This window comes from Gardnerella vaginalis (assembly GCF_040427915.1).
Classification (GTDB): Bacteria; Actinomycetota; Actinomycetes; order Actinomycetales; family Bifidobacteriaceae; genus Bifidobacterium; species Bifidobacterium vaginale_C.
This window is the reverse complement of the sequence record NZ_JBETXJ010000002.1, coordinates 474,489-501,440: the sequence shown is the minus strand read 5'-3', so window position 1 is coordinate 501,440 and position 26,952 is coordinate 474,489. Positions and strand designations below refer to the sequence as shown.

The 26,952-nt window shown below is 39.9% G+C and carries 21 protein-coding genes; 13 read left to right on the top strand and 8 right to left on the bottom strand.

Features of this window, described 5'->3' with window-relative positions:
• Window positions 1–3 precede the first annotated feature (3 nt).
• From ABVC65_RS02000 to pknB, 5 genes are read left to right on the top strand one after another with little or no spacing between them, the layout of a single operon-like run.
• The gene (locus tag ABVC65_RS02000) at window positions 4–1,683 is read left to right on the top strand and encodes a PP2C family protein-serine/threonine phosphatase (protein WP_004120182.1); all 1,680 of its coding nucleotides are present in this window, start codon (window positions 4–6) and stop codon (window positions 1,681–1,683) included.
• A complete protein-coding gene (locus tag ABVC65_RS01995) occupies window positions 1,680–3,104 on the top strand; it encodes an FtsW/RodA/SpoVE family cell cycle protein (protein WP_004120179.1) in 1,425 nt (474 codons plus the stop codon). Before ABVC65_RS02000 ends, ABVC65_RS01995 begins: the two co-directional genes overlap by 4 nt.
• On the top strand, window positions 3,097–4,563 hold the full coding sequence (locus ABVC65_RS01990) for a peptidoglycan D,D-transpeptidase FtsI family protein (protein WP_004120177.1): 1,467 nt from the start codon (window positions 3,097–3,099) through the stop codon (window positions 4,561–4,563). Before ABVC65_RS01995 ends, ABVC65_RS01990 begins: the two co-directional genes overlap by 8 nt.
• Window positions 4,560–5,525 (top strand): serine/threonine-protein kinase, encoded by a 966-nt coding sequence (locus ABVC65_RS01985; RefSeq protein ID WP_004574398.1) that lies wholly within the window; start codon window positions 4,560–4,562, stop codon window positions 5,523–5,525. The genes ABVC65_RS01990 and ABVC65_RS01985 overlap by 4 nt, the downstream gene beginning before the upstream one ends.
• On the top strand, window positions 5,522–7,606 hold the full coding sequence (gene pknB / locus ABVC65_RS01980) for a Stk1 family PASTA domain-containing Ser/Thr kinase (protein WP_353582483.1): 2,085 nt from the start codon (window positions 5,522–5,524) through the stop codon (window positions 7,604–7,606). Before ABVC65_RS01985 ends, pknB begins: the two co-directional genes overlap by 4 nt.
• A gap of 289 nt (window positions 7,607–7,895) precedes the next feature.
• On the opposite strand, the gene ABVC65_RS01975 is transcribed toward pknB, so the two are convergent.
• Entirely contained in the window at window positions 7,896–9,011 is a 1,116-nt protein-coding gene (locus ABVC65_RS01975; protein WP_116692407.1) for a class E sortase, read from the bottom strand.
• 9 nt (window positions 9,012–9,020) lie between these two features.
• Window positions 9,021–9,818, bottom strand: a complete 798-nt coding sequence (locus tag ABVC65_RS01970) for a DUF881 domain-containing protein (RefSeq protein ID WP_116692408.1) — start codon at window positions 9,816–9,818, stop codon at window positions 9,021–9,023.
• Window positions 9,819–9,894: 76 nt separating this feature from the next.
• Here ABVC65_RS01970 and crgA point away from each other — a divergent pair, with 76 nt between their 5' ends.
• Window positions 9,895–10,296 carry a cell division protein CrgA gene (gene crgA, locus ABVC65_RS01965; protein ID WP_004113997.1) on the top strand — a complete coding sequence of 134 codons (402 nt, stop codon included), beginning with the start codon at window positions 9,895–9,897 and terminating at the stop codon, window positions 10,294–10,296.
• 63 nt (window positions 10,297–10,359) lie between these two features.
• On the opposite strand, the gene ABVC65_RS01960 is transcribed toward crgA, so the two are convergent.
• Both ABVC65_RS01960 and ABVC65_RS01955 read right to left on the bottom strand, forming a co-directional pair.
• Complete coding sequence (locus ABVC65_RS01960) at window positions 10,360–11,667, bottom strand: THUMP-like domain-containing protein (protein WP_353582482.1); 1,308 nt, start codon at window positions 11,665–11,667, stop codon at window positions 10,360–10,362.
• Window positions 11,668–11,880: 213 nt separating this feature from the next.
• Entirely contained in the window at window positions 11,881–12,582 is a 702-nt protein-coding gene (locus ABVC65_RS01955; RefSeq protein ID WP_004120162.1) for a rhomboid family intramembrane serine protease, read from the bottom strand.
• Window positions 12,583–12,752: 170 nt separating this feature from the next.
• Between ABVC65_RS01955 and ABVC65_RS01950 the strand changes: the two genes are divergently transcribed.
• A complete protein-coding gene (locus ABVC65_RS01950; protein ID WP_004120159.1) occupies window positions 12,753–12,965 on the top strand; it encodes a hypothetical protein in 213 nt (70 codons plus the stop codon).
• Between the two features lie 92 nt (window positions 12,966–13,057).
• Here ABVC65_RS01950 and ABVC65_RS01945 read toward each other — a convergent pair whose 3' ends face one another.
• Window positions 13,058–14,170: a hypothetical protein gene (locus ABVC65_RS01945; RefSeq protein WP_353582481.1), complete on the bottom strand. Its 1,113-nt coding sequence runs from the start codon at window positions 14,168–14,170 to the stop codon at window positions 13,058–13,060.
• Between the two features lie 201 nt (window positions 14,171–14,371).
• Window positions 14,372–16,855 carry a glycogen/starch/alpha-glucan phosphorylase gene (locus tag ABVC65_RS01940; protein ID WP_353582480.1) on the bottom strand — a complete coding sequence of 828 codons (2,484 nt, stop codon included), beginning with the start codon at window positions 16,853–16,855 and terminating at the stop codon, window positions 14,372–14,374.
• 264 nt (window positions 16,856–17,119) lie between these two features.
• On the opposite strand from ABVC65_RS01940, the gene ABVC65_RS01935 reads away from it, so the two are divergent.
• Window positions 17,120–17,563: a sterol carrier family protein gene (locus ABVC65_RS01935; RefSeq protein ID WP_353582479.1), complete on the top strand. Its 444-nt coding sequence runs from the start codon at window positions 17,120–17,122 to the stop codon at window positions 17,561–17,563.
• A 65-nt stretch (window positions 17,564–17,628) separates the two neighbouring features.
• On the opposite strand, the gene ABVC65_RS01930 is transcribed toward ABVC65_RS01935, so the two are convergent.
• Window positions 17,629–18,036: a DUF3073 domain-containing protein gene (locus ABVC65_RS01930; RefSeq protein ID WP_004574391.1), complete on the bottom strand. Its 408-nt coding sequence runs from the start codon at window positions 18,034–18,036 to the stop codon at window positions 17,629–17,631.
• A 156-nt stretch (window positions 18,037–18,192) separates the two neighbouring features.
• On the opposite strand from ABVC65_RS01930, the gene trpS reads away from it, so the two are divergent.
• On the top strand, window positions 18,193–19,284 hold the full coding sequence (trpS, locus tag ABVC65_RS01925; RefSeq protein WP_004574390.1) for a tryptophan--tRNA ligase: 1,092 nt from the start codon (window positions 18,193–18,195) through the stop codon (window positions 19,282–19,284).
• Window positions 19,285–19,398: 114 nt separating this feature from the next.
• On the opposite strand, the gene ABVC65_RS01920 is transcribed toward trpS, so the two are convergent.
• A complete protein-coding gene (locus ABVC65_RS01920; RefSeq protein WP_353582478.1) occupies window positions 19,399–21,207 on the bottom strand; it encodes a threonine/serine ThrE exporter family protein in 1,809 nt (602 codons plus the stop codon).
• A gap of 193 nt (window positions 21,208–21,400) precedes the next feature.
• Here ABVC65_RS01920 and ABVC65_RS01915 point away from each other — a divergent pair, with 193 nt between their 5' ends.
• From ABVC65_RS01915 to ABVC65_RS01900, 4 genes are all read left to right on the top strand, one after another.
• Window positions 21,401–24,157 carry a phosphoenolpyruvate carboxylase gene (locus ABVC65_RS01915; RefSeq protein ID WP_353582477.1) on the top strand — a complete coding sequence of 919 codons (2,757 nt, stop codon included), beginning with the start codon at window positions 21,401–21,403 and terminating at the stop codon, window positions 24,155–24,157.
• A 187-nt stretch (window positions 24,158–24,344) separates the two neighbouring features.
• A complete protein-coding gene (locus ABVC65_RS01910) occupies window positions 24,345–25,004 on the top strand; it encodes a carbonic anhydrase (RefSeq protein WP_353582476.1) in 660 nt (219 codons plus the stop codon).
• Window positions 24,998–26,110 carry a permease gene (locus tag ABVC65_RS01905; protein WP_353582475.1) on the top strand — a complete coding sequence of 371 codons (1,113 nt, stop codon included), beginning with the start codon at window positions 24,998–25,000 and terminating at the stop codon, window positions 26,108–26,110. Before ABVC65_RS01910 ends, ABVC65_RS01905 begins: the two co-directional genes overlap by 7 nt.
• Entirely contained in the window at window positions 26,107–26,937 is an 831-nt protein-coding gene (locus tag ABVC65_RS01900) for a TIGR03943 family putative permease subunit (RefSeq protein WP_353582474.1), read from the top strand. Before ABVC65_RS01905 ends, ABVC65_RS01900 begins: the two co-directional genes overlap by 4 nt.
• The last annotated feature ends 15 nt before the right edge of the window (window positions 26,938–26,952 follow it).

Sequence of the window (26,952 nt, the reverse complement as noted above, 5' to 3'; positions counted from 1 at the left end):
TATATGACACAATTAAATTCAGACATTGATAGTAGAAATTCCGATATTATAAATAATTCTTTAAATAATAAAAACACTAATCGAGATGAAGAAAATAATTTTAATAAAGCTTCATTTATTGATAAAGCGTTGTTTATGTATTCTACGGCTGTTAGTGATGTTGGTACAGTTCGTAGTAATAATCAAGATTCAGCGTTCGCAGGAGAGCGTTTAGCATCTATATGTGACGGTATGGGTGGTCATGCTGGTGGAGATACAGCGTCTACTATTGCAATAAGATCTTTAGCTCATATTGAGCAGGATTCAAGACCAAATGATGTAAAAGCTGTTTCTTCTATGATGGAAACATCAATTATGGCAGCTCACGACGCGATTGTTGGAAAAGCAAAGCGTGAAAGACGACTTGCTGGCATGGGAACGACAGTAACAGCTGTTTCTTTAGTAAACGGATACTGGGTTCTTGCACATTTAGGTGATTCTAGAGCATACTTGTTGCGAGATAATCATCTTATAAGAATGACTTGTGACCATAGTTATGTTCAACATTTAATTGATACTGGTCATATTACTCCAGAAGAAGCAAGAAATCATCCACAGCGCAATGTTGTTATGCGAGTATTAGGTGATTTTGATATTGATCCACGCCCAGATATGGCAATTCGATTAGCTCATCCTTCAGATCGCTGGTTGCTTTGTTCAGATGGAGTATGTGGAGTATTAGAAGATTCCACTATTCAAGAAGTTATGAGCAGCGTATCTAATCAAGAAGAATGTGCTCAAAAACTTGTTTCAATGGCTCTTAAAGCTGGAAGTACCGATAATGCCACAGCTGTTATTGCGGATGCGACTTTGGCACTAGACGCAGATGCGTTTGATTTGCCTCACCAAACACCATTGATTGGCGGTGCTGCAAGTAAGGATTTAGAATCGATAGCAGATATTGTTAATAAGGCAGTATCTTCCACACCAGTGTTGCGAGAAGGTAAAAATTCGCCTGCTCAAAGAGCCGCTGCTCTTATACAAGATGGTGAAAAGTCGAGTGAAAAAGATGTTGAAAAAGTTGAGACAACTCGTTTAGTTCAGCCTTCTCACTTAAGAAATGAAGAAGAACTTAGGTCTACAGATACAAATGAGATTCCTATTGTAAAAAAGAAGAATGGAAGAATCTCAACTGATCCTAGAGACCCAGATGTTGCTAGAGCTGTAAAAAGAGAACAAGCTGAAGCACACAAAGCAAATAAGATTAGAAAAAGATGGATGAGAATAGGAGTTGCTTTCGCAATACTTGTAGTATGCGCTATTGTTGCTTCTGGAGCATATCTTGTATATTCGTGGACTCAAAAGCAGTATTACATTGGTAAAGGTAACGATAGAGTAGTTATTTACCAGGGTGTTCCTACAAATATTTTTGGTTTAGAACTTTCGCATCAGATCGAAGAAACAGATATAAGAGTAAAAAACCTAGATAAATCTTGGCAAGATCAGCTCGATGAAGGAATAAGTTTTAGCAGTCTTAAAGAAGCTAGAGGACACGCAAAATTAATAAGACGTGAAATGCGTGCCAGAGAGATTGAAAAACGCACTAATAAACAAAAAAGTGCTAAATCTAGTTTAGACGATAAAGATGGCAATAATAGTGGAGTTGTAAATTCAGACTCTGATTCAGGGGGTAAAACCTCATGAATATGTTGAGTATTAGGATTAAACAAATTTCTCTACTTCTGTTTTCCATAATTATATCTTCATTAGCATTTTTGCAGATGTTTTTGAGGATTAACGGATATATTCCAGCAGATTATATTGGAATGCTTACTTTTACAACAGCCTTATACTTGGTTCTATGGGGAGTTTTAATAGTAAAAAAACCTTATTGCAGTCAAGTTATATTGCCATGTATGCTTCTGCTTACAACTATCGGAACAGTACTGATTGCTAGGATAGATAAACAGCACAATACAGATATTGCTATGAAACAGCTTATATGGGTTTGTGTTGCTCTTGTTTTGTCAATAATTTTTGTGCTTGTTCTTGAAGATTACAGAATACTTAGACGCTTCTCGTACGTAAGCATGATAATAGGTCTTATATTGTTACTATCTCCAATGCTTCCTATAGTTGGTAAGGAAATTGGCGGAGCAAGAATATGGATTGGTTTTGGTAACCACACTCTTCAACCTGGAGAATTTGCAAAGTTATTCTTAGCATTCTTCTTTGCAGCATATTTGTTTGACCATAGAGACAGGCTTGCTGTTGGCGGAAAAAAGATTTTAGGCGTGCATCTTCCGCGATTTAAAGACATGGGTCCTATTGCACTTGTTTGGGCTGCATCAATGTGCGTTCTTGTTGTACAACATGATTTAGGAACATCTTTAATGTTCTTCGCAATGTTTGTTTCCATGTTGTATGTTGCTACAGGCAGAAAAGGTTGGCTTGCAATTGGATTTATAGCATTCATGATTGGATGCTTTGTAGCTGTTAAATTATTTGCTCACGTGCAATATAGAGTAGATGCTTGGCTTAACCCGTATGACCCAGTTGTTTACAATAGATTCCCAGGTGGTTCTGCTCAGATTGTTACAGGATTATTTGGATTGGCAGCTGGTGGTGTTACAGGAACCGGATTAGGGCAAGGTCACCCATCTTTGACACCTCTTGCTAATTCTGATTTTATTTACGCTTCAGTTGGTGAAGAATTAGGATTGACGGGTTTGTTCATAGTATTAATGCTTTACTTGATTATTATTGCTTCGGGTATGATAACGGCAATGAAAATCAAGGATGGTTTTGGAAAACTCCTTGCATCTGGTTTAGTTTTTACAATGGCTTTCCAAGTTTTTACTGTTGTTGGAGGTATTACTCTTGTAATTCCTTTAACTGGTTTAACAATGCCATATATGGCTGCTGGAGGATCCTCATTAGTGGCAAATTATTTGCTTGCTGCTATTTTGATTGTTATCTCTAATGCTGCAAATAAGCCTGAAACTGCTGTTATGTCTGATACTTTCCAATACGAAGCTTTAGCTGCCTTAAGAGAACGAGAACTTAGGGAGAGAGAAAATAAAGCCTCTGATCTTAAAGAAGATGGAGGTGAAAGTTATGAATAAATGTTTAAAAGAGCTTTTTACTGCAGTAATAATATTATTCGTAATACTTTGTGTTTCTAGTACCTACATAACTTCTATAAAAGCAAACGAGTTAAATTCAGATCCTAGAAATAGACGAGCACTATACCATGAATTTGGGTCTCCTAGAGGAGCAATACTTGCGTCTGATGGAACAGTATTAGCGAAATCTGATCCATCTAAAGATGCTTTTGTTTATCAGCGCTCATATTTCAATGGTGAAGTTTATGCTCCGATTACAGGATATTATTCAATAAGTCAAAGAGCTGATAGAGGAATAGAAGCGTCAAGGAATGAGCTTTTAAGTGGACAGTCAGATGCTTTATTCCTTCAAAAGTTTAAGTCATTGTTTACTGGAGCAGAAAATAGGGGTGCTTCAATAGAAACATCTATTAACACTAAGCTTCAGACTCTTGCATATAATTTACTAAAAAATAAAGAAGGTGCTTTAGTTGCTATAGAGCCAAAAACTGGACGAATACTAGCAATGGTTAGCACTCCAAGTTACAATCCTTCACTTCTTGCTTCTCACAATGTTTCTTCTGTAAATAGGTCTTACAAGGATCTTATATCTAATATTTATAATCCGATGCTTAATCGTTCCATTTCTGAACTGTATGCACCAGGATCTACTTTAAAAACACTTATTGCTGCTGCAGCGTTAGAATCTGGAAAATATGATTTAAATACTCAGATTCCGGCTGGTTCAAGCTACACTCTTCCCGGAACTAGAACACATTTAACAAATGTTGTTGTTCCCGCAAATGGAGTTAACGGACAAATATCATTTGAAGATGCTTTAGCTTATTCTTCAAATACTGCTTTTGCACAGTTAGGAATATCGTTAGGGTCTGACGCAATAATAAAGCAAGCTAAGAAATTTGGATTCTTTAGCTCATTTACTTTAGATGGATCAGATTCAACTGGTTTCCCTATGAGAGTAGTAACATCATTACTTTCTACTAAACCATCTCAAGATAAATTAGCTCTAGAATCTATAGGTCAAGGAGATGCAAAGATTACTACGCTTCAAAATGCTATGATTGCGTCGGCTATAGCTAATAACGGAACTCTTATGAAACCAACTTTGGTTGATTGCGTAAGATCTAGTGATTTGTCTGTTATATCGCAAACAAATCCTACTGTTATGAGCCAAGCTATTAGTGCACAGACAGCTGCAAAACTTAATAGTATGATGCAAAGTGTAGTAGTTAAAGAAAATTCAAATCTTTCTCTACCAAATATTCATGTTGCAGCAAAAACTGGAACAGCGCAGATTGGTGTAAAAAATCAGTCTGCAAATGGGTGGGTAATTGGATTTGCCCCAGCAGAAGACCCTAAAATAGCTATAGCAGTAGTAGTTCATAATGCGAACACATATGGAACTTATACTGCAGGACCTATTATGAAACAGGTGATGAAGGAGGCTCTTAAGCAATGAAACTTGTTGAAGGACAATTAGTTCATCATCGATATAGGTTAGATAGACGTCTTGCACAAGGCGGTATGGGCGAGGTATGGAAAGGTTTTGACATACAGCTCGGCAGGATTGTAGCAATTAAAGCTCTTAGAACAGATACCAACAACGTTGAAGCTAAATTGCGTAGACTTCGTGCAGAAGCACATAATTCAGCCAATTTAGCGCATCCTAATATTGCGGCATTATTTGATTATTATGAGCATGATGGTATTGGCTTCCTGATTATGGAGTATGTGCCTAGTAAATCTTTAGCAGACTTGTATCATAAAGAAAAAACTGTGGAACCAACTCGTTTGCTTCCTATTCTTATTCAAACAGCTAGAGGTCTTTTTGTAGCTCATTCTCATGGTGTTATACACAGAGACGTTAAACCAGCAAACATTATGGTTTCTGACACTGGAAGTGTAAAAATAACAGATTTTGGTGTTTCTTATTCTAGTGATCAAGAACAAATAACCCAAGATGGAATGGTAGTAGGAACGGCTCAATATATTTCTCCAGAACAAGCTCAAGGAGAACAAGCTACTGCTCAATCTGACATATATTCTCTCGGAGTCGTTGCTTACGAAGGACTTTGTGGACACAGACCATTTACTGGAGCTACGCCTGTAGATATTGCAGCAGCTCATGTTAACGATCCTGTTCCACCTCTTCCAGATAGTGTTGATATCCAATTAAGACAATTTGTAATGTCAATGCTTTCTAAGAATCCAAAAGACAGACCTAAAGATGCTCTAGTAGTGTCAAAAGTTCTTTCAAAAATAGAAAGAAGACTTTTAGATCAGCAAACAGAATTTAATAATAAAAACTCAATACCTTCTTCCGCTGTTCAGCGTCCTGCTCGTAGCGTGAGAAGTGTTCCAAAAACTCAAGTGAATATTATTAACATTTTAAACAATAACAACCGCAAGGAGCAGCAATGAGTAACACAATGCCTACCTCATTAGCGAATGGACGGTACCAATTAGGTGAATTAATTGGTCGTGGCGGAATGGCCGAGGTGAGAATCGCAGAAGATAAACGTCTTGGTCGTACTGTTGCGGTTAAAATTATGCGTTCTGATCTGGCAAATGATGAGATTTTCTTATCGAGATTCCGCAGAGAAGCACATTCAATTGCTCAGATGAACAATCCTAACATAGTTAATATTTATGATTCTGGAGAAGAATCTGTAGAAGATGACAATGGTGTAGAAGAGCATCTGCCATATCTTGTTATGGAATATGTTAAGGGTAAAACTTTACGCGATATTCTTAAAATGAATGGTGCTTTGAGTCAAAGAGACTCTGAGCAGGTTATGCTCGGAGTTCTTAATGCTCTTGAGTATTCGCACAGAATGGGTGTAATTCATAGGGATATTAAGCCTGGAAATATTATGATTTCCGAGCAGGGCATTGTCAAAGTTATGGATTTTGGAATCGCTAGGGCATTGGACGATTCTGCAACAACAATGACACAATCACAGGGTGTGGTTGGAACTGCTCAATACTTGTCTCCTGAACAGGCTCGTGGAGAACAAGTAGATATGAGATCTGACTTATATTCTGCTGGCTGTGTTTTATATGAGATGCTAACTGGTAGACCTCCTTTTACAGGTGATTCAGCTGTTGCAATTGCGTATCAGCATGTGTCTGAGGTTGCAACGCCATTAAGTACGCTTGTTCCTGGTCTTCCTGTTATGTGGGATAAAATTTGTGCCAAAGCAATGGCGAAGGACCGTCAGAATAGGTATGCAACTGCCGCAGAATTTAAAAATGACATATTGGCTTTTATGAATGGTGGTGTTCCTGTTGCTGCAGCATTTAATCCTCTGACGGATTTGGCTAATATGCGTGCTAGAAAGCAGGCTGAGCAGAATGCTGCAACACAAGCAATGAACAATGCTGATACTGCATCAACACAAAGCTTTGGTGCTATTACAGGTCAATTTGAGCCTTATACTCAAAATACTGGTTATAACACTAGAGCAGCGCAGCTTGCAGCTAATAGAGCAAAAAGAAGTAAGAGAATTGTTATTACTTCCGTTATATCTGCTGTAGTTTGTGCAATTGTTGTTGCTGGAATTTTATTGGTTTTGAATCGCAGTAAACTTGCTGGAGAAGTTGTAGTTCCTACATTTACAGAAACAACAACGCAGGATGCTGCTCGCGAAAAGTTGCGAGCTCTTGGTCTTATCCCAGATATTTTGGAAGATGATAAATCTTCTCAACCAGAAGGAACTTTTACCAAGCAGCTTCCTAAAGGTGGAGCTAAGGTTTCTTCAGGATCTAGAGTAAGCGTATGGTTCTCTGTAGGTCCACAGTCTACTAAGGTTCCAGATGTTACTGGTAAATCGCAAGATGTAGCACGTAAAGCTCTTGAACGTGCTGGATTTAAGATATCTAATGTTCGTGTAGAAGATAGTACGGAAGTTAAGAAGAATCACGTTACTCGTACAGATCCTTCTGCAGATTCGTTTGCAGATAAGGGATCTATGGTTACCTTATACATTTCTTCTGGTCTTACAAAGATTCCTGATGGTTTAGTTGGACAATCTAAGGATGTTGTAACAAGCGAATTGCAAAATCTTGGTTTTACTGTAAATGTTGTTGAGGAAGAATCTGATACTGCATCTGAAGGAACTGTGACTAAGATGAACCCGTCTTCTGGAGCTGCAGTAAAGCCTCATAGCTCTGTAACAGTATATGTTTCTAAAGGAAAGCCTAAGGTTGAAGTTCCTCGTTTGTCTGTTGGTACTGTAACCTTCAAGCAGGCTAAACAAGTATTGGAAGCAAAAGGTTTTAAGGTTGTCGCATCTGATGCATCAGCTAAAGATGATGACATAGTTACTGGAATGTCTGAAAAAGAAGGATCAAAGATTGACAAAGGTTCAACAATCACTTTGACCGTGAAATCTGCTACTCCTCCGTCAGATACTACAAAGCCAGGTACTGGATTAGACTTGAATAAACCTTCTACTGAAGACCCGTCTACATCTACTACAACAACAGATACAGGTTTGTAAAAAACATAAAGCCAGTAAGTTTAATAAGCTTACTGGCTTTTTTATATTCTTTTTTATATTCTTTTTTATATTCTTTTTTATATTCTTTTTTATATTAATTAAGTGCATGTTTAGTATCTACGTGTTTTAGTTAGTTTGCATATAAACTACATATAAACCAAGAGTAGATTGTTTAATCTTATACAAATTGTTTAATCTTATACAACAAAAATCAGGGTTAAGAAATTATCCTAACCCTGATTTTTATTATCTATTAATCTTATCTACTTATTTCTTATCTACTTAACCTTTAGTAAGGCGTTGCCGTATATGCTGACATCTCTCTTAAGAATGGTATATTTGCCGAAACAAACGGGTATACCCATTGCATAAGTATCATCATTAATATTAGGTAGATAATCAAGGAGAGAATTAATCTCACTGGAAGAATTCCAGGCTGTAGCCTCATAAGTCCGCCAAAGATGCTGAATTCAGGCTTTGGCTTTAGACCTGCTTTAATCTCGCGTCTTAAAGGCCACTGCCATGCAATAGCTCCAGCAGCAAAAATAATCAGATATACTACCAGTGCACCGATCATAAGCGGAACAAGTGAATCGAGGTGAGAAATCAAAGATTGTTTCTCGTTATTAACAAACTTAACTTTTCCGTTTTCGTCTAAAGTAGAAAGCTCTTTTGGAATACCGTCAGAAACTTTAGCCCAATAGTCAAGCTCTCCAAAGCTAACAAAGCGGAACTTAGGCGTAGAGAACTTAGGCTCGCATGTAATAATCGTAATCATGCGTTTCTTTGGCTCTTTACTATGGTTTATTGGATCTGGGTCAAGAACTTCAACCTGTTCTGGTCTGACAATCTTGTGAGTAATGTATTTGTAAACGAACCAATAATCTTTAGTTCGAAGAATAATAGGATCTCCCTTTTGGAACCTATCAACATCTGCAAGAGGTTGACCATAACCATTGCGGTGGCCAATAATTGTAATGTTTCCAATTTCTCCAGGCAACTCAGTTTTAGGATAATGACCTAATCCTCTACGATTAAGTATCTCCATATCTACGCCTTCAATAACATTACGCTCCCATTGATCACCGAAGCGCGGAATATAGATTCGCGCTAGAAGATCTCCGTGTTTGACGCCCTGTAATTTAGGAGGATTGTCTACTTGAGGAAGAGCAATTTTTGTTTTAGGACCAGCAGCAGGGTTTGTCCAAGAAACAGATTGACGTGTTTCAACTTGTATATGTTCAGCTTGTGCGCCCGTCCACCACATTTGCCAGACAATATACAGTGCACAAATAACAGCGAAAGAAATAAGAAGTTCTCCTACAACACCAACTGCTTGCCAGATAATACTGGTTTTGCCGTGTTTGGTTTCGCTACGTTCGTGCATATTGTTAGAACGCTTCATGTTACTCCTTTATTGCCTGTTGGAATGGTGTTGTGGCGAAATGCTACTACTAATAAAATCGGCATCTTTTGGAACCGAAGCATATCGTAGTGGCTGTAAAAGTGCAGAAGATTCTGCGAATTTTAGATTAGTCTTTTTTTCCACTTTCCATCCCAACCCAAAACCGCTGACATAGTCTTTATATGTTCGAATTGCTGGAGAATCATCCAGCGCATCTACCATGTCTTCGATTGAGCCAATAGCAGATATTCTATACGGTGGCGAGTACTGATGACCTTGTAACATAAGCACATTTCCGATGCAAACAACAGCAGAATTGAATAGTATGCGTTGGTCTTGGATTGTTATTGCCTCTGCTCCGCCTCTCCAAAGGGCATTTACCACCGCTTCTATGTCTTGTTGGTGAATTACATAGTCATTTATGTTTGCTGAGCTTCCAGACCCGTTTACGGCCGTTTTCCACAGTGGTGAATCGTTCAGTGTAACACTAATTCCAGGTCCCTGTATTGCTGGGAGTATTGTGCTAGCGCCAGTATCGTCGGAAGAATCTGCATCATTTGTATTATTTGTTAAAGTTTTGTTTAGAAGATTTACTTGTGAATCTAATTCTTTAACATCTTCTCTTAAACTTTTTGCTCTTTGAGAATTTCTTTCTACCATCTGACCAGTGTCTGATGTAACAAACGCTGTACGATTAATACGCAAGTTGGTAATAAATAAATATCCTGTAAAAGAGATAGCTAATGCCACAGCAATGCTTCCCAACAGCGATTTTTTAGCGCTGTGTTTACCTGTTTGTCTAGCCATAGCATCCAGTCTTCTTATTGCGTTCGAGTGTAACTATTATTATAGCGTGTAGCCGATTGATTGGAGAGTTACTGTTATGGCTGACGAAGAATTAAACACATTGAATGCTGCTTCATCTGCCGATGCTGGCGAAGCAAAAGAATCTTCTAAAGAAGATTTGTATGGCGTGCCTATGGAGCAGGTTGAAGCTGTTCTGAATGCGACTGCGGACAAAGATTCTTTGTCTCCGCAGATACAGCGAATGATGAAGCGTCAAGAAGAAAATACTCGTCGAGTTGAAGAGTCAATTAAAGGAACAAAGGCTAATGCTGGTTGGTTTGTTCCGCTTTTCTGCACGCTTATGATTGTTGGTTTGTTCTGGGCGGTTGTTTACTACCTGAATCCTTCTCTACCAATTCCTGGAATTGGAGCATTTAACCTTTTGATTGCAGCATGCTTGGTTATGGCTGGATTCTTAATGACAATGTGCTGGAGATAAAAAGTTAATAGAACTTTTTAAATTTTGATTAATGGCTGTGTACATGAGTGCGCAGCCATTAATTTATTTATTGCATATTATCTGTTTATCTGTTACTTGACTTGCTCTAATAATTACGTGCTGGTTTTTACTATCCGTAGTAGCCAAAATCCTAGTTGTACCACCATCTTTTAATTTAAGTTTTTTCTTCAAATCATTAACACTCATTGGAAAATTGTACGTGGCTATATTCGCGTACTCTAAGTCTGAAATAATTTGCTTGATTTCTTTTTTATTCATACTGCAGACTCCTTCTATTTTCCAAATTTTTCCAGGAAAATCAGAGTTACAATTTTCTGAAATAAAAATGTGGCTGTTGCTTGCGATTTGATAAACATCATATTTTTGTATTAAAAGATTGAAGCATCCTGCTTTCATAATAGATGCGTTTGGCTCATAAACATATTTAGCTAAATTTTTCCAATTTTCCATAACATTTGTGGCATTATTTAAAATCTCGTAAGATTCTTCAACCTTGTGTAAAGACGAATCATATTTTGCGCAAAAAACAGTAATATTTTCATTATTAACGCAATGAATCTCAACAATGTTATGTAAATTTGCGTCCAGTACTAAAAGTAATTCTTTGCATTCATTGTTGTGAGAAATTATGTGTACCTGACTAACGTTTCCGTTAAAATCACAGACAGCTTTTCTCCAATCAAGCATTGGGGATAGTTTTATAATCACAAATTTTGAAACATCTAGCATTTGTGATTTTAGGTTTATAACATTCGGAGTGCAATCTTCTATGGCGTATGTTCTAGATCCTTTTTGGTCACGTCTTGCAGGATCAATGTAAATAAGTGTAGATGAGTTTATGTTATTTAATACTTCAGAGCTTGTGCAATTTACGCAATGAACATTTTTTAATCCCATTACAATCATATTGTGCTGGCTGATAGCAGATAATTCTTCTTGTTTTTCTACGCAAATAGATTCATTGAATTCTTTGCTCATTATTGCGCAATCTACGCCAAATCCGCCGGTTAAATCAATTAGTGTAGTTTTAGACTTGTTTAAGTTATTGTCTTTTATAAGATTATGAACTATCTGCGCTTTATATTGTGCGGTTGCTTGCGATGAACATTGTTCCATCGAAATGTGAGCTGGGTATATTACTTGTTTATTCATATACCAATTAGGCAGTTTTGTTTTTGCAATCTGTTTTCCGCTTATTTGATTAACGGCAAATAAAACATTGATTTTTGGATTATTAGATGCTTTTAAAGCAGCATCTTTAGGATTGACATCTTGATTTTCCTTAATAAAATCAAGTGTTTCTTGGTTTTGGGGATCTAGATGTTTTGAATTATTGAATTTAGATTGCATAATTTTATTTCTTATTAAGATTGGAGAAAATCACAATTTACAAAAAATGTGGATAACTTTTATGCACTTGTTAACAGGTTTTAAAAGACTGAGTTATCAACGTTTGTGTACAACATTGTGGATAACTTGAGTAGATATTCCCATGTTATACCCAAGTTATCCACTTGTGTGTCCACAATTGTGGAGAACTACATATGTGTAATTTAAAGTTGATTAGCATATGCAGAACATGCAAATAGCTAGGAGCACAATAAGAATCAGTAAAGAATATATAGCAAAACGTTCATTAAAAGATGCTTTTTTAAGAATAGGATTATTTACTCCAAGCAAAGTAGCCAAAATTGTTCCAGTGATAAGACCACCAACATGAGCCTGCCAAGCGATATTTGGAATAATAATAGGCATAGCTAGAGTTAAAGCAATCCATATCAAAGTTCCTCGAGTATTTTCACCGAGTCTCCATTGAGCTACAAGAAGTGCCCCTATAAGCCCCATAATTGCACCTGATGCGCCATAAGCTGACAAGAACCAGTTTCCTGTAATTCTGCAGTAAAGTAGGGTAGCAACGCATCCTCCTAGTCCTGAAATGGCATATAGGAAGAAGAACTTCCACCTGCCAAAGAATTTCTCTAATTCTATTCCGAGAGAATATAAGCAGAGCATGTTGAAAAATATGTGGCTAAATCCAGGAGAATGAACAAACATAGATGTAAACCAAGTCCAAATAGATTTTTTAATCAAAAATGGAGAAAATGCTGTATTCTCAATAAGTACTTGATACAAGTTTGGCGAAAAAGTATGAAGAATAATTTCAACAAGCCAAACAAACACACAAATATAAATGAGTGAATATGTAGCGCTTTTGCAATTAATCTTAAAACGCCTAATAATATTTTTTACATCAAAATTGTTCATAAAATAACATTATCTAATCGCATACACAAAGTTTAAATATTTGTAACCAATCTATATGATAAAAAAGATGCGAGTATTGAAAAAAATCACTATGATAGTGAGTACGCGAGTAAAACTCGATATAAATTGTTGACTTGGACGAGCAGGTCAGCTTGACGAAAGGAGCCATCATGGAGAACAGGTCCTCTGGCGGTTGGAAGTTCTTTGCACTGCTCTTTGGAGCACTGCTCGCAGGTATTGCAGCATTGTATGTATACAAGCAGCATAATCCTGATTATGATCCATGGGAGCAGCCATGGGAGAACAGCTCTTCACCAATCGATTTAGGTGCTGAAAAGACAGATAAGGAAGAATCTGAAGTATCTAATCCAGTAGAAGCTTAATAGTTTAACTGTTTATAAAAACGAGTGGCGGTAGATTTCTCTGAGAACCTGCCGCCACTCGTGTTTTATTTTGTGTTTTATCTAAATATTTTTTAGAACCACGAAGAACGAGGACGAGTGTTCTGTTCGATTCCTCTTGTATTGTCTGCAATCTCTCTAGTGTTGTTAGCAATTGCGCTTGTATTGTTAGCAATTGCGCTTGTGTTGCCTGCAATAATAAAGCCATTAACACATTGTATAGTTTGAAGAACGTTAGAAATCTTCTGTAGCTTAATCATCTCTTCTTGATTCTCAAGCATTGTCTTCTGATTATCGACCATAGCATTTAGCTTTTGCCTCATATCCATTTGATTATTAAGAACTTGGTTATGATATTGATCTCGCTTGTATGCAGTAATCATCTCTTTGATTGTATCTGCCTCGTGATTCTTAACTAGAGAAATAAAATATTCAACAGAATCTAAAACATAGTAATCATTTGGATACCACGAAGAAGTTTCTGCAAGCATATGCTCTTTAATGTCATTCATTTCTTTGTATAATGCACTACGACGTTCGTCAACCATGTTATTGTGTTGAACAATCTGATCATTCTTTTCTTTAATTTGTGCATTTAATGCAGAAACACGTTTTTCTTCTTTATTGTTATCGCGATTAATTTTTTTATTATATTTTTTAACAATAATCGCAGCCACAATAGCTGCAACAATAAATGCAATAACATTAATAGCAGCATAAATTACAAACGATCCAATATTGTTGTATTTAACCGAAAAAGTATAAGTATTCCACAATCCATTAAGCCAAGCTAATATAAGCAGAATAAGTAAGACTCTTCCTATATTTAACATTGTTTTGCTATTTTTTGCTTTTCCAACAGCAAATACAGCTGTTATAACTACGCAAAAAATAAGTCCGTTAATATTGCCGCTTAGTGCAGTAATAACTCCGAATACGATGCTAAAGGCTATACCAGCCATAAAAAGACCATAATCAGATTTTTCTTTAGTACTGTCTGTTTTGATAAGTTTTTTAAGAATAAGTTGCTGTTCAGATAGTAATTGTCGTTTTTCTTTTTCTGCTTGCATAAACAAGCTAAGTTTTTCATTAAACTTTTGTATATAATCCCTTACAGAATATAATCCGTTTAATAATTCTGCACCTTCTGGGAGTAAATTATGCTGCATATTTTCTTCTACAGACATATTTTTTCCTTAATCTTAGATTAATTAAAACGTATATTTACCGCGTTATATTGTATGACTTTAAGATTACAAGTAACACGTTTTATAAAATATTGAAGAACGCATAAAAACGCATAAAACATATAAAAAGAGCAGCGGAAAAATGTTTCCACTGCTCTTTTTATCTATTTAATGGCTATTACAGTCATTAGCGCCTTTTGCTTATTCAGCAGTTGGAAGAGCGCCAGTGTGCCAAATGCGATCGAGGTAGTCCTGAATAGAACGATCGGAAGAGAAGTAACCGGAGTTGGCTACGTTCAACACAGCCATACGTGCCCACTTCATTGGATCGCGGTAAGTTTCCTCAATCTGAGCCTGAATATCCATGTAAGAGCCGAAGTCAGCCATTGCCATGAAGTAATCGTGAGTAAGCCAATCGTTAACGAGTGGCTCATACACGCTCTTGTCGCCATTGGAGAAGGTGCCGTCAGCAACCATATCCACAGCGGTCTTCAAGCGAGGATCAGACTCGTAGTACTTGTAGGAGCCGCCGTGATCGTAGCCTTCAGCGTAGAGCTTCTCAACCTCGTCAACAGTCATGCCGAAGAGGAAGAAGTTCTCAGCGCCAACGCGCTCGCGAATCTCAACGTTTGCACCATCGAGAGTACCAACAGTCAAAGCACCGTTCAAAGCGAACTTCATGTTACCAGTGCCAGACGCTTCCTTACCGGCTTGAGAAATCTGCTCATCCAAATCGGTGGCAGGAATCAAGTTCATAGCAAGTTCAATGTTGTAGTTCTCTGGGAAGAATACTGCGAGCTTGCCCTTGCATGCTGGATCGTTGTTCACAACGCGAGCAACATTGTTGATGAGCTGAATCGTAAGCTTTGCCATAGCATAGCCTGGAGCGGACTTAGCGCCGAAGAACACGGTGCGTGGAAGCATCTTGTCAACGTCGATTGTGCCATTCTTGATTCCAGCGTATGTGGAGATAACCTGGAGGATCTTCATGGACTGGCGCTTGTACTCGTGCAAACGCTTAACAATGGTGTTGAACATAGTGTCTGGGTTGATTTCAAAGCCATACTTCTGCTTTGCAAAATCAACAAAGGCAAGCTTGTTCTGCTTCTTAACTTCAGCAAACTTCTTAACGAATGCCTTGTCGTCAGCCAATGGCTTCAAACCTTCAAGAAGCTCCAAATCACCCTGCCATGCGTCAGTACCCAAGCCCTCAGTAATAAGAGCAGACATGCGTGGGTTGCTTAAGCGCACGAATCGACGAGGAGTTACGCCGTTGGTGACGTTCTTGAACTTATCTGGGTAAACGCTGGAGAAGTCCTTCAAAGTGACATCCTTCAACAACTCAGAGTGAAGCTCAGCAACACCGTTAACGTAGGAACCACCGTAGGTAGCCAAGTAAGCCATGCGAACTACAGCACCTTCGCCATTTTTGTCAGCGTCGGTAGCGATACGCATGCGCTCAACCTGATCTTCAGCAACGCCCTTACCGCGAAGCTCATTGCGGAACTGCTCGCTGATACCCTGAATAATCTCAAGGTGGCGTGGCAAAAGTTCGCCGATAAGCTTTGCTGGCCAAACTTCCAAAGCTTCTGGAAGCAAGGTGTGGCAAGTGTAGTTGAAGGTCTTGGTGGTGATACCCCAAGCGGTGTTCCAATCGTAGCCGTACTCGTCCATAAGAACGCGCATAAGCTCTGGAATACCGATAACTGGGTGAGTATCGTTCAACTGGAAGTTGATCTTGCTTGGGAAGGTGGTGAGATCCGGCTTATCCTGACCTGGATAGAACACGCGGATAGCATCATGAATAGAAGCAGCTACGAAGAAGTACTGCTGCTCAAGACGCAAAGCCTTACCTTCTGGAGTGGAATCTTCTGGGTAAAGAATCTTAGAAATGTTTTCTGCAGCAACCTGTGGCTTCACAGCATCCAAGTACTCAGACTTGTTGAATGTGATCAAATCAAATTCGTCGTAAGACTTAGAAGTCCACAAGCGAAGAGTGTTTACGCGACCAGAGTTGTAGCCTGGAACCATGTAGTCAACTGGTACAGCGCGAACAGACCAAGCTGGTTTCCAAACGCGCTTACCGTTTTCTTCAACAACTTCGCCGCCGAAGTTAACGCGCTGATCTCGACCGTAATCGATGTGACCCCATGGCTCTTCGTTGCTAAGCCAGTAATCAGGGGTTTCTACCTGCTTACCATCTTCGTCGAAGCGCTGCTTAAAAATTCCGTAACGATACTGGATGCCGTAGCCAAATGCTGGCACGCCGATAGAGGCGAGCGAATCGATGAAGCAGGCTGCGAGACGACCCAAACCGCCGTTACCTAAACCTGGCTCATACTCAGCATCGATAACAGCTTTTGGATCGAAACCAAGCTTAGTTACAGCCTTGTTGAACTGGTCGGTAAGACCAGCGTTAAGCAAAGCGTTCTCAAGCTGCTTGCCCATCAAGAACTCTGCGCTCAAATAGCCCACAGCCTTGGTGTTGCCGTTAATCATGTCATGCTGGGTCTGCATCCAAGAGTCCATCAAGTGGCGACGGACAGCGGTAGCAGCGGCAACATACACATCAGCCGTAGTGGCCTGTTCTGGCGTGACACCTTGAGTGTACTTCAGATGTTCTTGAAGTTCTTTGGCAAATGTCGCCGCAGTTGTCTTGGCTTTCGGCGCGACGTGTTTAGTCATATTTGACTCCTTGTGCCGTTTGTTATATTTACTGAAATGTGCGAATCTCAACCCTTGATTGTTTTGGTTGGAGTCACGCCAAATTGTGTTGTGCACAAGAAGGTTCGTGACAATGCACACGTTTTCATTGTTGATGATATCACAACCCCAAACACTTATTAAGAATTATTCACAATATGACTTTTACTAAACTTTTATCAGACTTTGATAAAACGCTACTAAAAATACAGATAATAGTCATGTAATTCATGAGATAATTCAAATATGACGGTTATAAGAGAAAAAGATATAAATCGCGCTAAAGAATCATTTAAATTATGGGAAAATAAGGCTAAGGTGTATGTGAAATCTTTGCAAAATAAGGAAAATTTCACGTGTATTAACAGCAAAACTCTTGAAGTTAGTAAAGATGATGAAGCAATGGCTGTTAGATATTCTCTTTATGTCTTGGAATCAATAGCGCCTGGATTTGCTGTAGAAGTAAGAGTAGCACCCTGGGGAGCTGTAAAAATACTAGAAGGTCCACAATCAGATCCACACAATCTAACGCCGCCTGATGTTATAGAACTAGACCCAGATGTTTGGTTGCGGCTTTCATGCGGAATAACAAAATGGGATTACGAGCAGCAAATTGGCAATATAAGTGCAATTGGAGAGCGAGATAACCTAAGCAATCTGCTGCCCGAACTCACAAAATCTCTTGCATGAGAATAATTTAATTCAATAATTTAATTCAACAATTACTTGTTTTACTTGTTTATTATTTTTTTAAATTACTTCTTATGCATGAAATTCGGCATAGGCATAGGAATATGGTGGTGAACCGTGCCAGAATTGCCAGACGATTTATCTTTATTGGCTGCAGACGCAGCTGCTTCAGCAGCCCACTTAGCATAATCGTCTAAATCGTCATCGTTGCAAGGAACAGAATCGCCCGAGTCTTGCTCTTCATTAGCGTTTTTAGAATCGCTATCATCAGCAAAATCAGACGAATCTTCTTCCTTATCAAGATAATCTTCAGATTCATCATAACTATCAGATTCAAACGGATCGAAGGATCCTTGACCAGGCTCGTGAGTATTAAGCTCCTTAGCAAGCTCGTCATAATCCGTATCGGTCGTCAGGTATTTGAGCTTACGGGCAATTTTCTGTTGCTTTGCCTTCTGTCGTCCGCGGCCCATCTGACCCCCTCTAATTTACCGAAACAATCAATTCATCACACAAGAGCGTACCACTGTGCCGCAACCGAGTATATTGTCTGAGTGGACTTTTACGATATAAGCCATATTTTTAGGCTTAAAAATCGCAAGAAAAATCGCATGCATAAGGAGTTAGAAATGTCAGAAGAAGCACAAGTTACGGCGGCTGGAAATGAAATAAGTGCAAGCTTTGTAGCAGCCCAAAAACGTTCAGACGCAACGCTTGAGAAGCTAAAAGCAAATCCTAGCTCCTTTACTATGCTCACAGGAGACAGGCCAACAGGAAGACTTCATTTAGGACACTACTTCGGTTCGATACGTGAGCGTGTCGCAATGCAAAATCTTGGCGTAAACACAAACGTGATTATTGCAGATTATCAGGTGATTACAGATAGAGACACTGTTGAACACGTAGAAGATAATGTACTAAATCTTGTTCTTGATTATATGGCTGCTGGAATTGATCCTAAGAAAACCATGATTTTTACACACTCCGCTGTTCCTGCAGAAAATCAGCTTATGCTGCCATTCTTGTCTTTAGTTACAGAAGCCGAATTGCATAGAAATCCTACTGTCAAAGCCGAAATGGAGGCTTCGGGTCACGCTTTAACAGGACTTTTGCTTACATACCCAGTGCATCAGGCTTGCGACATTTTGTTCTGCAAAGCAAATGTTGTGCCAATTGGAAAAGATAATTTGCCACACATTGAAATTACTCGCACAATTGCACGCAGATTTAATGAGCGATATGCAAAAAAGAATCCTGTTTTCCCAGAGCCAGCTGCGATTCTTTCGGATACTCCAGAAATCCCAGGATTAGACGGACGCAAAATGAGTAAGTCTTACGGAAACTCGATTATGTTGGGCGCAACAGCAGAAGAAACAGCGAAGCTGATTAAGAAAAGCCCGACTGATTCTGAGCGTAGAATTACATTCGACCCAGTAGCTCGCCCACAGGTTTCTGCTCTTTTGACTACCGCTGGATTGGTTACTGGCAGAGATCCAAAAGATATTGCGCAAGAAATTGGTGACGCAGGTGCAGGAGCACTAAAAGCGTATGTTATTGAATCTGTAAACAACTTCCTTGCTCCACACCGCGAGCGTCGTGCGGAATTAGCAAAAGATATGGATTCTGTGCGAGATATTTTGCACGATGGAAATGCAAGAGCTGCTGCGATTGCACAAGAAACACTTGAGCAAGTACGCGAAGCAATGAACATGAAGTACTGATTAATTCTTTTTTGATTGCATATAAATAAAATGCGCATAAATAAAACGCCCAGCGATTACTGGGCGTTTTTGTTTAGGTCTACACTATTTTGCTTATGTTTATTAGCGATATGGCTAAATGTCGTATCGCCAGCTTCTATCTGTTATAACTCGCGCAACAGCAAGACCTAATGGCAAGCAAATAATCACCATAAAAGCGCGGAAAGTCCAATCTAAAGCAGGAAGAGTATTAAACTGCCCAAGATAAAACATTGCACGATACATATAAAGTCCAGGAACCATAATCACAATAGATGGAACAGTAAGACCAATACGCGGATAACCCAAATATTGAGGCGCCCAACCCCTATGAACCACAGCTCTCCAAGCAGAAGCCAAAAGACCAGCAAGTAAAGCGCCAGTAAACGCTGCGATTTCTGCAGCAACACCAAAATCAGCCATAGTCAAGCGCAAAGTATCGGTAATTGCGCCAATTATTCCGGCAACAAAACACATTCTTTGAGGAGAATTAAACAAAACAGAGAATCCCCACACGCCTGCAAACGCTGTAATCATTCTAAGAACAGCATTAAGCCAAGGATTTAAGCCCAGTGGAGTAAAGCCTTGAGGATTAAGTTGAACAAGGCTTGCTACCATCCAGCCTGCAAGAGTGCCCATTAGAATAATCGCCATCGTGTAGCAAAGTCGTTGAATGCCAGAAGGAAAATCAATCTTAGCAATATCTAATCCGCCTGTAATAAGAGGAAAACCTGGAATTACAAACAAAACAGAACCAATATAAGCCGTATTGTGATGCAAAGCAGCAGGATCAAAACATCCAACAAGACGAAGAGAAGCAATACAACTTAAAGCGCCAACAGCAACAGCAATAAACGTTACAACAAATTGGTTTAGATGATGCATAAACATGCGTCTTCTAACATAATGGCCAATGCCAGCTCCAATAAAAGCACCAAGCATATCGTAAGCGCCGCCGCCGAGCAAAAATGCGAAGGACGCGCACGCCACAGCAGATGCAAGACCCGCAAACCAAGGCTTATAAAGAGGCTTACGATTTTTAATTAAATCAAGTCGGTCGTGAACTTGACGAACAGTTAGCGGCGCGGAAAAGTCGCCAGCATTATTTGGATTATTAGAATTATGCGAATTGTTTTTAAGCTCTGAATTTAAATCATTTTTACTATTTTGATTTTGATTGTTGTAATTATTCTGAACATTTTGAACATTTTGAACATGAGCAAAATGTTCTGCATAAGTTTTTTCTGGCTGAAGCGCAAAAATCCCGCGAGGTTTTTCTTTGCGAATCGCCTCTTGAAGAGCAATTTTCTCTTCGACTTTTGCAGCATGCGCCTCCGACTGTTTAGCGGTTTGAACAATAGCGTTCTCGTTGCTACCAGCCTGAAGAGTGTCCACCAACTCCTTAGAAACAGCTGCCTTTGAATGGTATAAGGAATCGTTTCCAAGTTTAACGTTAAACCAGTCTGCAAAATGTTCGAGCAGCCAGATTCTTTCCGTATTTACGCCCGTAGTAGGAAGGTCAACAACTTCTGTAATGCGCTCATGTTTATCTGTGCAAGTAGCCTCAATGTCTGTTAAATTAACGTCTGCGCGCACATTAACACCCATAGGTTCGCCAATCCTATGCATAAGCTCACGGACTCGGTAGCTTCCAGTACCAGCGCCCAAACCAAGAGCACCAACGCGAATAATAATACTGGATTTCGCTGCTATCCCAGCTTCCGTAACTGGCTTATCCCAATCGCGCTCAACATCATCCATATCCAAAGGAATCGCGTGCGTTTGGAATCTTCCAGAAGGTTTTCCTACTATATGACCGGTCGGAAGTATTTGTGGAGTGTTGTCATTACTGTTTGAATTACTACTGTTTGAATTACTATCAGCGTTGTTCTCTTCTATGCTCACAATTTTTAGTATACGCAGCGCGTAGCCTATAAGAAATTTATAGAAAAAATCAGTCCTAAGGTCGGTTCACAATTATTTTGGAATCTCGCTGGAAACAAAGGCTGTGGGCTTGCAACTTTTGACCTAAATAACCGCGGAGGAGCCGTGGAAGTCAAACGACCAAGCAACCTTATGACTAGCACAAGGAGGTCTGATGACAACTCAAAATCAACAGGTAACTCCAGCAGACGCAACAATAGTTACGTCTGGACTAGGACGAAAAGGACCTGAAGAGCGCGAACTGCCAGCATCGCTTAAGCAAGACATGGATTTATGCTTACATATTCTGCGCGATGTATTAGGCGAATTTGATGAAAAACTGTTAACCGTATTCGACGAAGTGCGATTAAACGCAGTAGACGCAAGCGCAGCTCACTTTGCGCAAATGCTTGATGCGCAAGAAACAGAAGACGATGGCTTAAGCAAGGCTGTAGAAAAAATCAACGGCATGGACCTTCCAGACATGCAGCTTCTAGCACGCGCATTCGCAACATACTTCCACTTAGCAAACCTGTGCGAAGAAAACTACAGGGTCTCCGTGCTGCACCAACGCGAATGCGAAGTAGAAGAATCTAATCCCGTAGACCCAGTTAATGAGCTAACATGCGCATACCACAAGTTGCTTACGGAAATGAGCCCTGCGCAAGCTAAGGAACTGCTAAATAAGCTTGAATTCCACCCAGTTTTTACAGCGCATCCAACCGAAGCAAGACGAAAAGCTGTAGCTGGTAAAATCCGCAGAATATCAAAGCTTCTGAGCAAACACAATAGGCTAGGAGGATCAGACAAGCGCGAAAATTACAGGCGTCTATACAACGAGATAGACGCATTGCTCCGCACCTCGCCTATTGCTCTTAAAAAGCCAACACCAGTTGAAGAAGCGGACACAATACTCGATATATTCGACGCAACCTTATTCAACACAATTCCGTTGGTTTATCGCAGATTTGACGATTGGCTTTTGGGCAAAAAAGCTGGATTAGTGCCACCGCGTTGCCCAGCATTCTTCCACCCAGGAAGCTGGATTGGATCCGATAGAGACGGAAATCCAAACGTTACAGCAAAGGTAAGTAGGCAGGTTGCAAGCAAGTTTAGCAACCACGTTTTGAAAGCGCTGGAAGAACGCACGCGCGAAGTGGGCAAATGCTTGACTATGGAAACACGCACAACGCCTCCAAGCGTTGAGCTGCTGGAGCTTTGGAACCGCCAGAGGGAAATGAGCGAGCAGCTGACTGAAAACGCGTCCGACGTATCTAACAGCGAGCCGCATAGAGCTGTTATGCTTGTGATGGCAGACCGACTACACCACACGATTAGCCGCAATACAGACTTGATGTATCATTCTTGCGAAGAGTTCATTGAAGATTTGCAGATAGTACAACGTTCGCTTGCGGAAGCTGGAGATGCTAGAGCAGCATATGGTCCATTGCAGGATCTGATTTGGCAGGCTCAAACATTTGGATTCCACATGGTGGAGATGGAGTTCCGTCAGCATTCGCTCGTACATTCGCGCGCATTGGAAGATATTCGTGAGCACGGCTTACACGGGGAGCGTGGTCCTCTGCAACCGATGACTCGTGAAGTTCTTGACACTTTCCGTGCTTTGGGAGCAATTCAAAAGCGAAACGGAATGAGAGCGGCTCGCCGTTACATTATTTCCTTCGCAAAGTCTGCTCAGCATGTTCGCGATGTATTTGAGCTTAATCGCCTTGCGTTCGCGCATCCACAGGATGCTCCAACAATTGACGTAATACCACTTTTTGAGCAGCTAGAAGATTTGCAGAATTCGGTTAATGTTCTGGAAGAAATCATTAAGATTCCAGAAGTCCAAGCTCGCTTAAAGGCTACTGGCAGAAAGATGGAAGTTATGCTCGGATACTCCGATTCTTCCAAAGACGCAGGCCCTACTTCTGCAACACTTGCATTACATTCTGCTCAAGAACGTATTGCACAGTGGGCTAAGGATAATGACATTGATTTGACACTGTTCCACGGTAGAGGAGGAGCTGTTGGACGAGGCGGTGGTCCTGCAAACCGTGCTGTTTTGGCTCAGCCAGTTGGATCAGTAAATTGCCGATTTAAGCTTACTGAACAGGGTGAGGTTATTTTCGCTCGCTACGGAAACCCAATTCTTGCCATTCGTCACTTGGAATCAGTGGCTGCAGCAACTTTGCTTCAGTCTGCTCCAAGTGTTGAGAAAACAAATACAGAGATGACGCATAAGTATGCGGATATGGCTCAAAAGCTTGATGTTGCAGCGCATAATCGTTTTATTGATTTGCTTCAAACAGATGACTTTACGCCTTGGTTCTCAACTGTTACTCCGCTTAGTGAGATTGGTTTGCTTCCAATCGGCTCTCGCCCTGCAAAGCGTGGTTTAGGAGCAAAGTCTTTGGACGATTTGCGCACGATTCCATGGGTGTTCTCTTGGGCACAAGCTCGAATCAACTTGGCAGCGTGGTATGGCTTGGGTACTGCTTGCGAAAAGTTTGGCGACTTGGAAACTTTGCGCAGAGCTTACGAAGAGTGGCCGCTGTTTAGTACTTTTATTGACAATATTGAGATGTCTTTGGCTAAAACAGATGAGCGAATTGCTCGCATGTATTTAAGCCTTGGAGATCGTGAAGATTTGAGCAATAAGGTGCTTTCGGAGATGCAGCTTACGCGCAAGTGGGTTTTGCAAATTGTTGACGACAAGTGGCCGTTGCAGCATCGCCATGTGCTTGGTCAAGCGATTCGTGTGCGCTCGCCTTATGTTGATGCTCTGTCTGTAATTCAGTCACTTGCTCTGCATAAGCTTCGCAACAAGGTAGATAAGGAAGAATTGAGCGAAAGCCAGCAGGCAGAGTTCATCTACCTGATTCTCTGCACTGTTTCTGGTGTTGCTGCAGGCTTGCAAAACACTGGATGATTTTAATAAATTACTGAATCAAGAAGGCTCTCGTATTTGCGAATTGCAATACGGGAGCTTTTTGATAATAGGCTTATATTCTTAAACAAAATTCTTATTTACTACGAAAGATACAATATATTCTAAGTCAAAAATTTTAAACTTTAAGCAACTGAAAATATTGCCAATGCCAGTGTAGGAGGTAATAATGCAAGAAGAAGTCAGCGAAGATTTTGCTAATGAAGAGTCAATTTTAGCTACATCGGTATTAAGCGCAATGCTTGCGGGGAATCGCAAATTTGCAGACGGCAATTCAGTGCATGCAGGCGTAAATTCAGAGTCGCGCATGAAACTTATTGACGGTCAGCATCCGGGAGCTGTTGTGCTTTCGTGCGCAGATTCGCGAGTTGCTCCAGAATTTATATTCGATGCCGGTTTGGGCGATATTTTTTCTGTTCGCACAGCTGGAGAAGTGTTGGATGATGCCGTAATAGCTTCGCTAGAATACGCTGTAAGTGATTTGGGAGTAAAAGTGTTGGTTGTGCTTGGGCATGAGCATTGCGGCGCCGTAAAGGCTGTTTTGCCGAACGTGCAAAAGCTGGTTTCTGAATACGGCGAAGATAAAACAAGCGAAATAATTGAGTCGAGCGAGTCAATATTGCTGCGTTCTTTGGGGCCTGCTGCGCTCGCAGGTGTTGAGGAAAATTTAGATACAGATGATATTGAACGTATTCACGTGTCTAATATTTTGGCTGAAATTTGCGAAAAATCACAAATAATTCGCGAAGCTGTTTTCAAAGACGCTTTGATGCTTGTTGGAGCAAGGTATCGAATGAGTGACGGCTTGGTGGAAGTGTTGTCATGCTAAAAACAGAAACCGAAGCAAAAACAGCGAGCCAAGTAGAAAAAGCAAGTAAAGCAAGTAAAGCAAAACAAGCAAATTCTGCAAACTATCTTTTTTTGATTGCAGGAGTGCCTTTTGCAGCTCTTATTATTGCCATGGTCCCTGCGTTGCAATTGCGCTACCCTTGGATGCCTGTAAACACTATTATTAGAGGTGTTGCTGGTCTGCTTTTGCAAGCTGTTCCTTTTACGCTAATTGGCGTGCTTGTTTCTGCTGCTGTAGAAACGTGGATTACAGCAGATTTTATTGAAAAACACGCTCCAAAGTCTATTGCAAATGGGTTTTTAGCAGCAATTCTTGCTGGAGTCTGTGTGCCAGTATGTGATTGTGTTGTTGTTCCAACGTTTTCTCGTCTTGTGGCGCGAAAATTGCCATTGCCTTGTGCTGTAACGTTTTTGTGCGCTGTGCCAGTAGTGAACCCTGTTTCTATTTGGGCAACTTGGTACGCATTTGCGGATGTTCCAGCAGTTGCTGTAACTCGAGTGGCTTTGGGTGTTGGTGTGGCTCTTTTAGTGGGGATTAGCTTTGTGATTTTTCCAGTAAAATCACTTGTTTTAAGAGAAAAATTTTTTATAAAATCATGTGACTCAACTTGTGATTCTTGTGATTCTTGTGATTCTGACAATAATGATGGACCTTTAATAAGTTTTAAAGATCATTTAAAAGTTTATGCTCATCACATCTATTCGGATTTTATGCGATTAATGCCAATAATATTGTTTGGAACAACTGTAGCTTCGATTATTCGCGTTTGGCTTGGATCAGATCCTGCATCAAAAATAAACACAACAACAGTTTTTGTGGCGATTCCAGCAATGATGCTAATAGCATACGCAAGCTCCTTATGCTCAAGCTCCGACGCAGTAATTGCGCGCTCTTTGGCCGCTTCTCTTCCAATGAGTTCAGTAATCGTTTTTCTACTTTTTGGACCAATGCTAGATATTAAAAATACTCTTATGCTTGTTGAGGATTGCAAAGGAAAATTTGTGATACGTCTAACAGCAACTATTGCTGTTATTTGCTTACTCGCAGCGCTTCTTGTGCACCTTGCATGGGGTGTGATGCTATGAGTAGTGTAAATGTTGTATGCAATGCTGATTGTAATAATGTGGATTGTAAGAAAACTAAGCATAAAATTACTTTTGCTCAGATTGTGCAATCGTTGTGTTTTCTTTGCTTTTCAGCCACACTAATGTGGAGCGCGTTAAGTGGATGCTACACAATTCTTACCACTCCGCGCGCATTCGTATACCTTATTTTTGCTGCGATTTTAATGGTTTGTTTAAGCATTTGCTCGCTTTTTGGTATTATTCCAGTTTTTGCAAAAGATTCCAAACGCTTGCTTGTTTCTCTAATAATTCCAATGCTCGTGATTTTAATTCCACTTCAAATGTCAAAATCGGCATTAGATCAAGGTTTTACAAAGTCTGCAGGTTTTGACGAGTACGCTTCTGGGCGCGCAATAGCAATCGCGTCTAATCGTAAAAATAATAAAAAAACTTTAAGCGGATTAGATGTAGATAATAAAAAAATTATTATTTCAGACGATGATTTTGGAAATTGGTATGATGAAATTGACCATAATTTAGAAAAATATCAGGGATATGAAATTGTGGTAAAAGGTTTTATAAGTCGAGAAAACACGCTTTCTAAAAATCAGGTTCGCATATCTAGACAATTCATGTCTTGCTGCATTCTAGATATGTCTCCATTTGGGTTTGTTGCAGATTTTTCTAAAAACTTACGATTTAAAAATCACCAATGGGTGATTGTAAAAGCTAATATTTCACTAGGTAATATTGGCGTTAGTGGATATTCGCACAAAGGTGTGGTTCTTAAAGTTGAGTCTATTAAAGAGATAAGTAAAGCCCCATCCGGTTATTTTTATAGAACCTGATTGTGTATATTATTT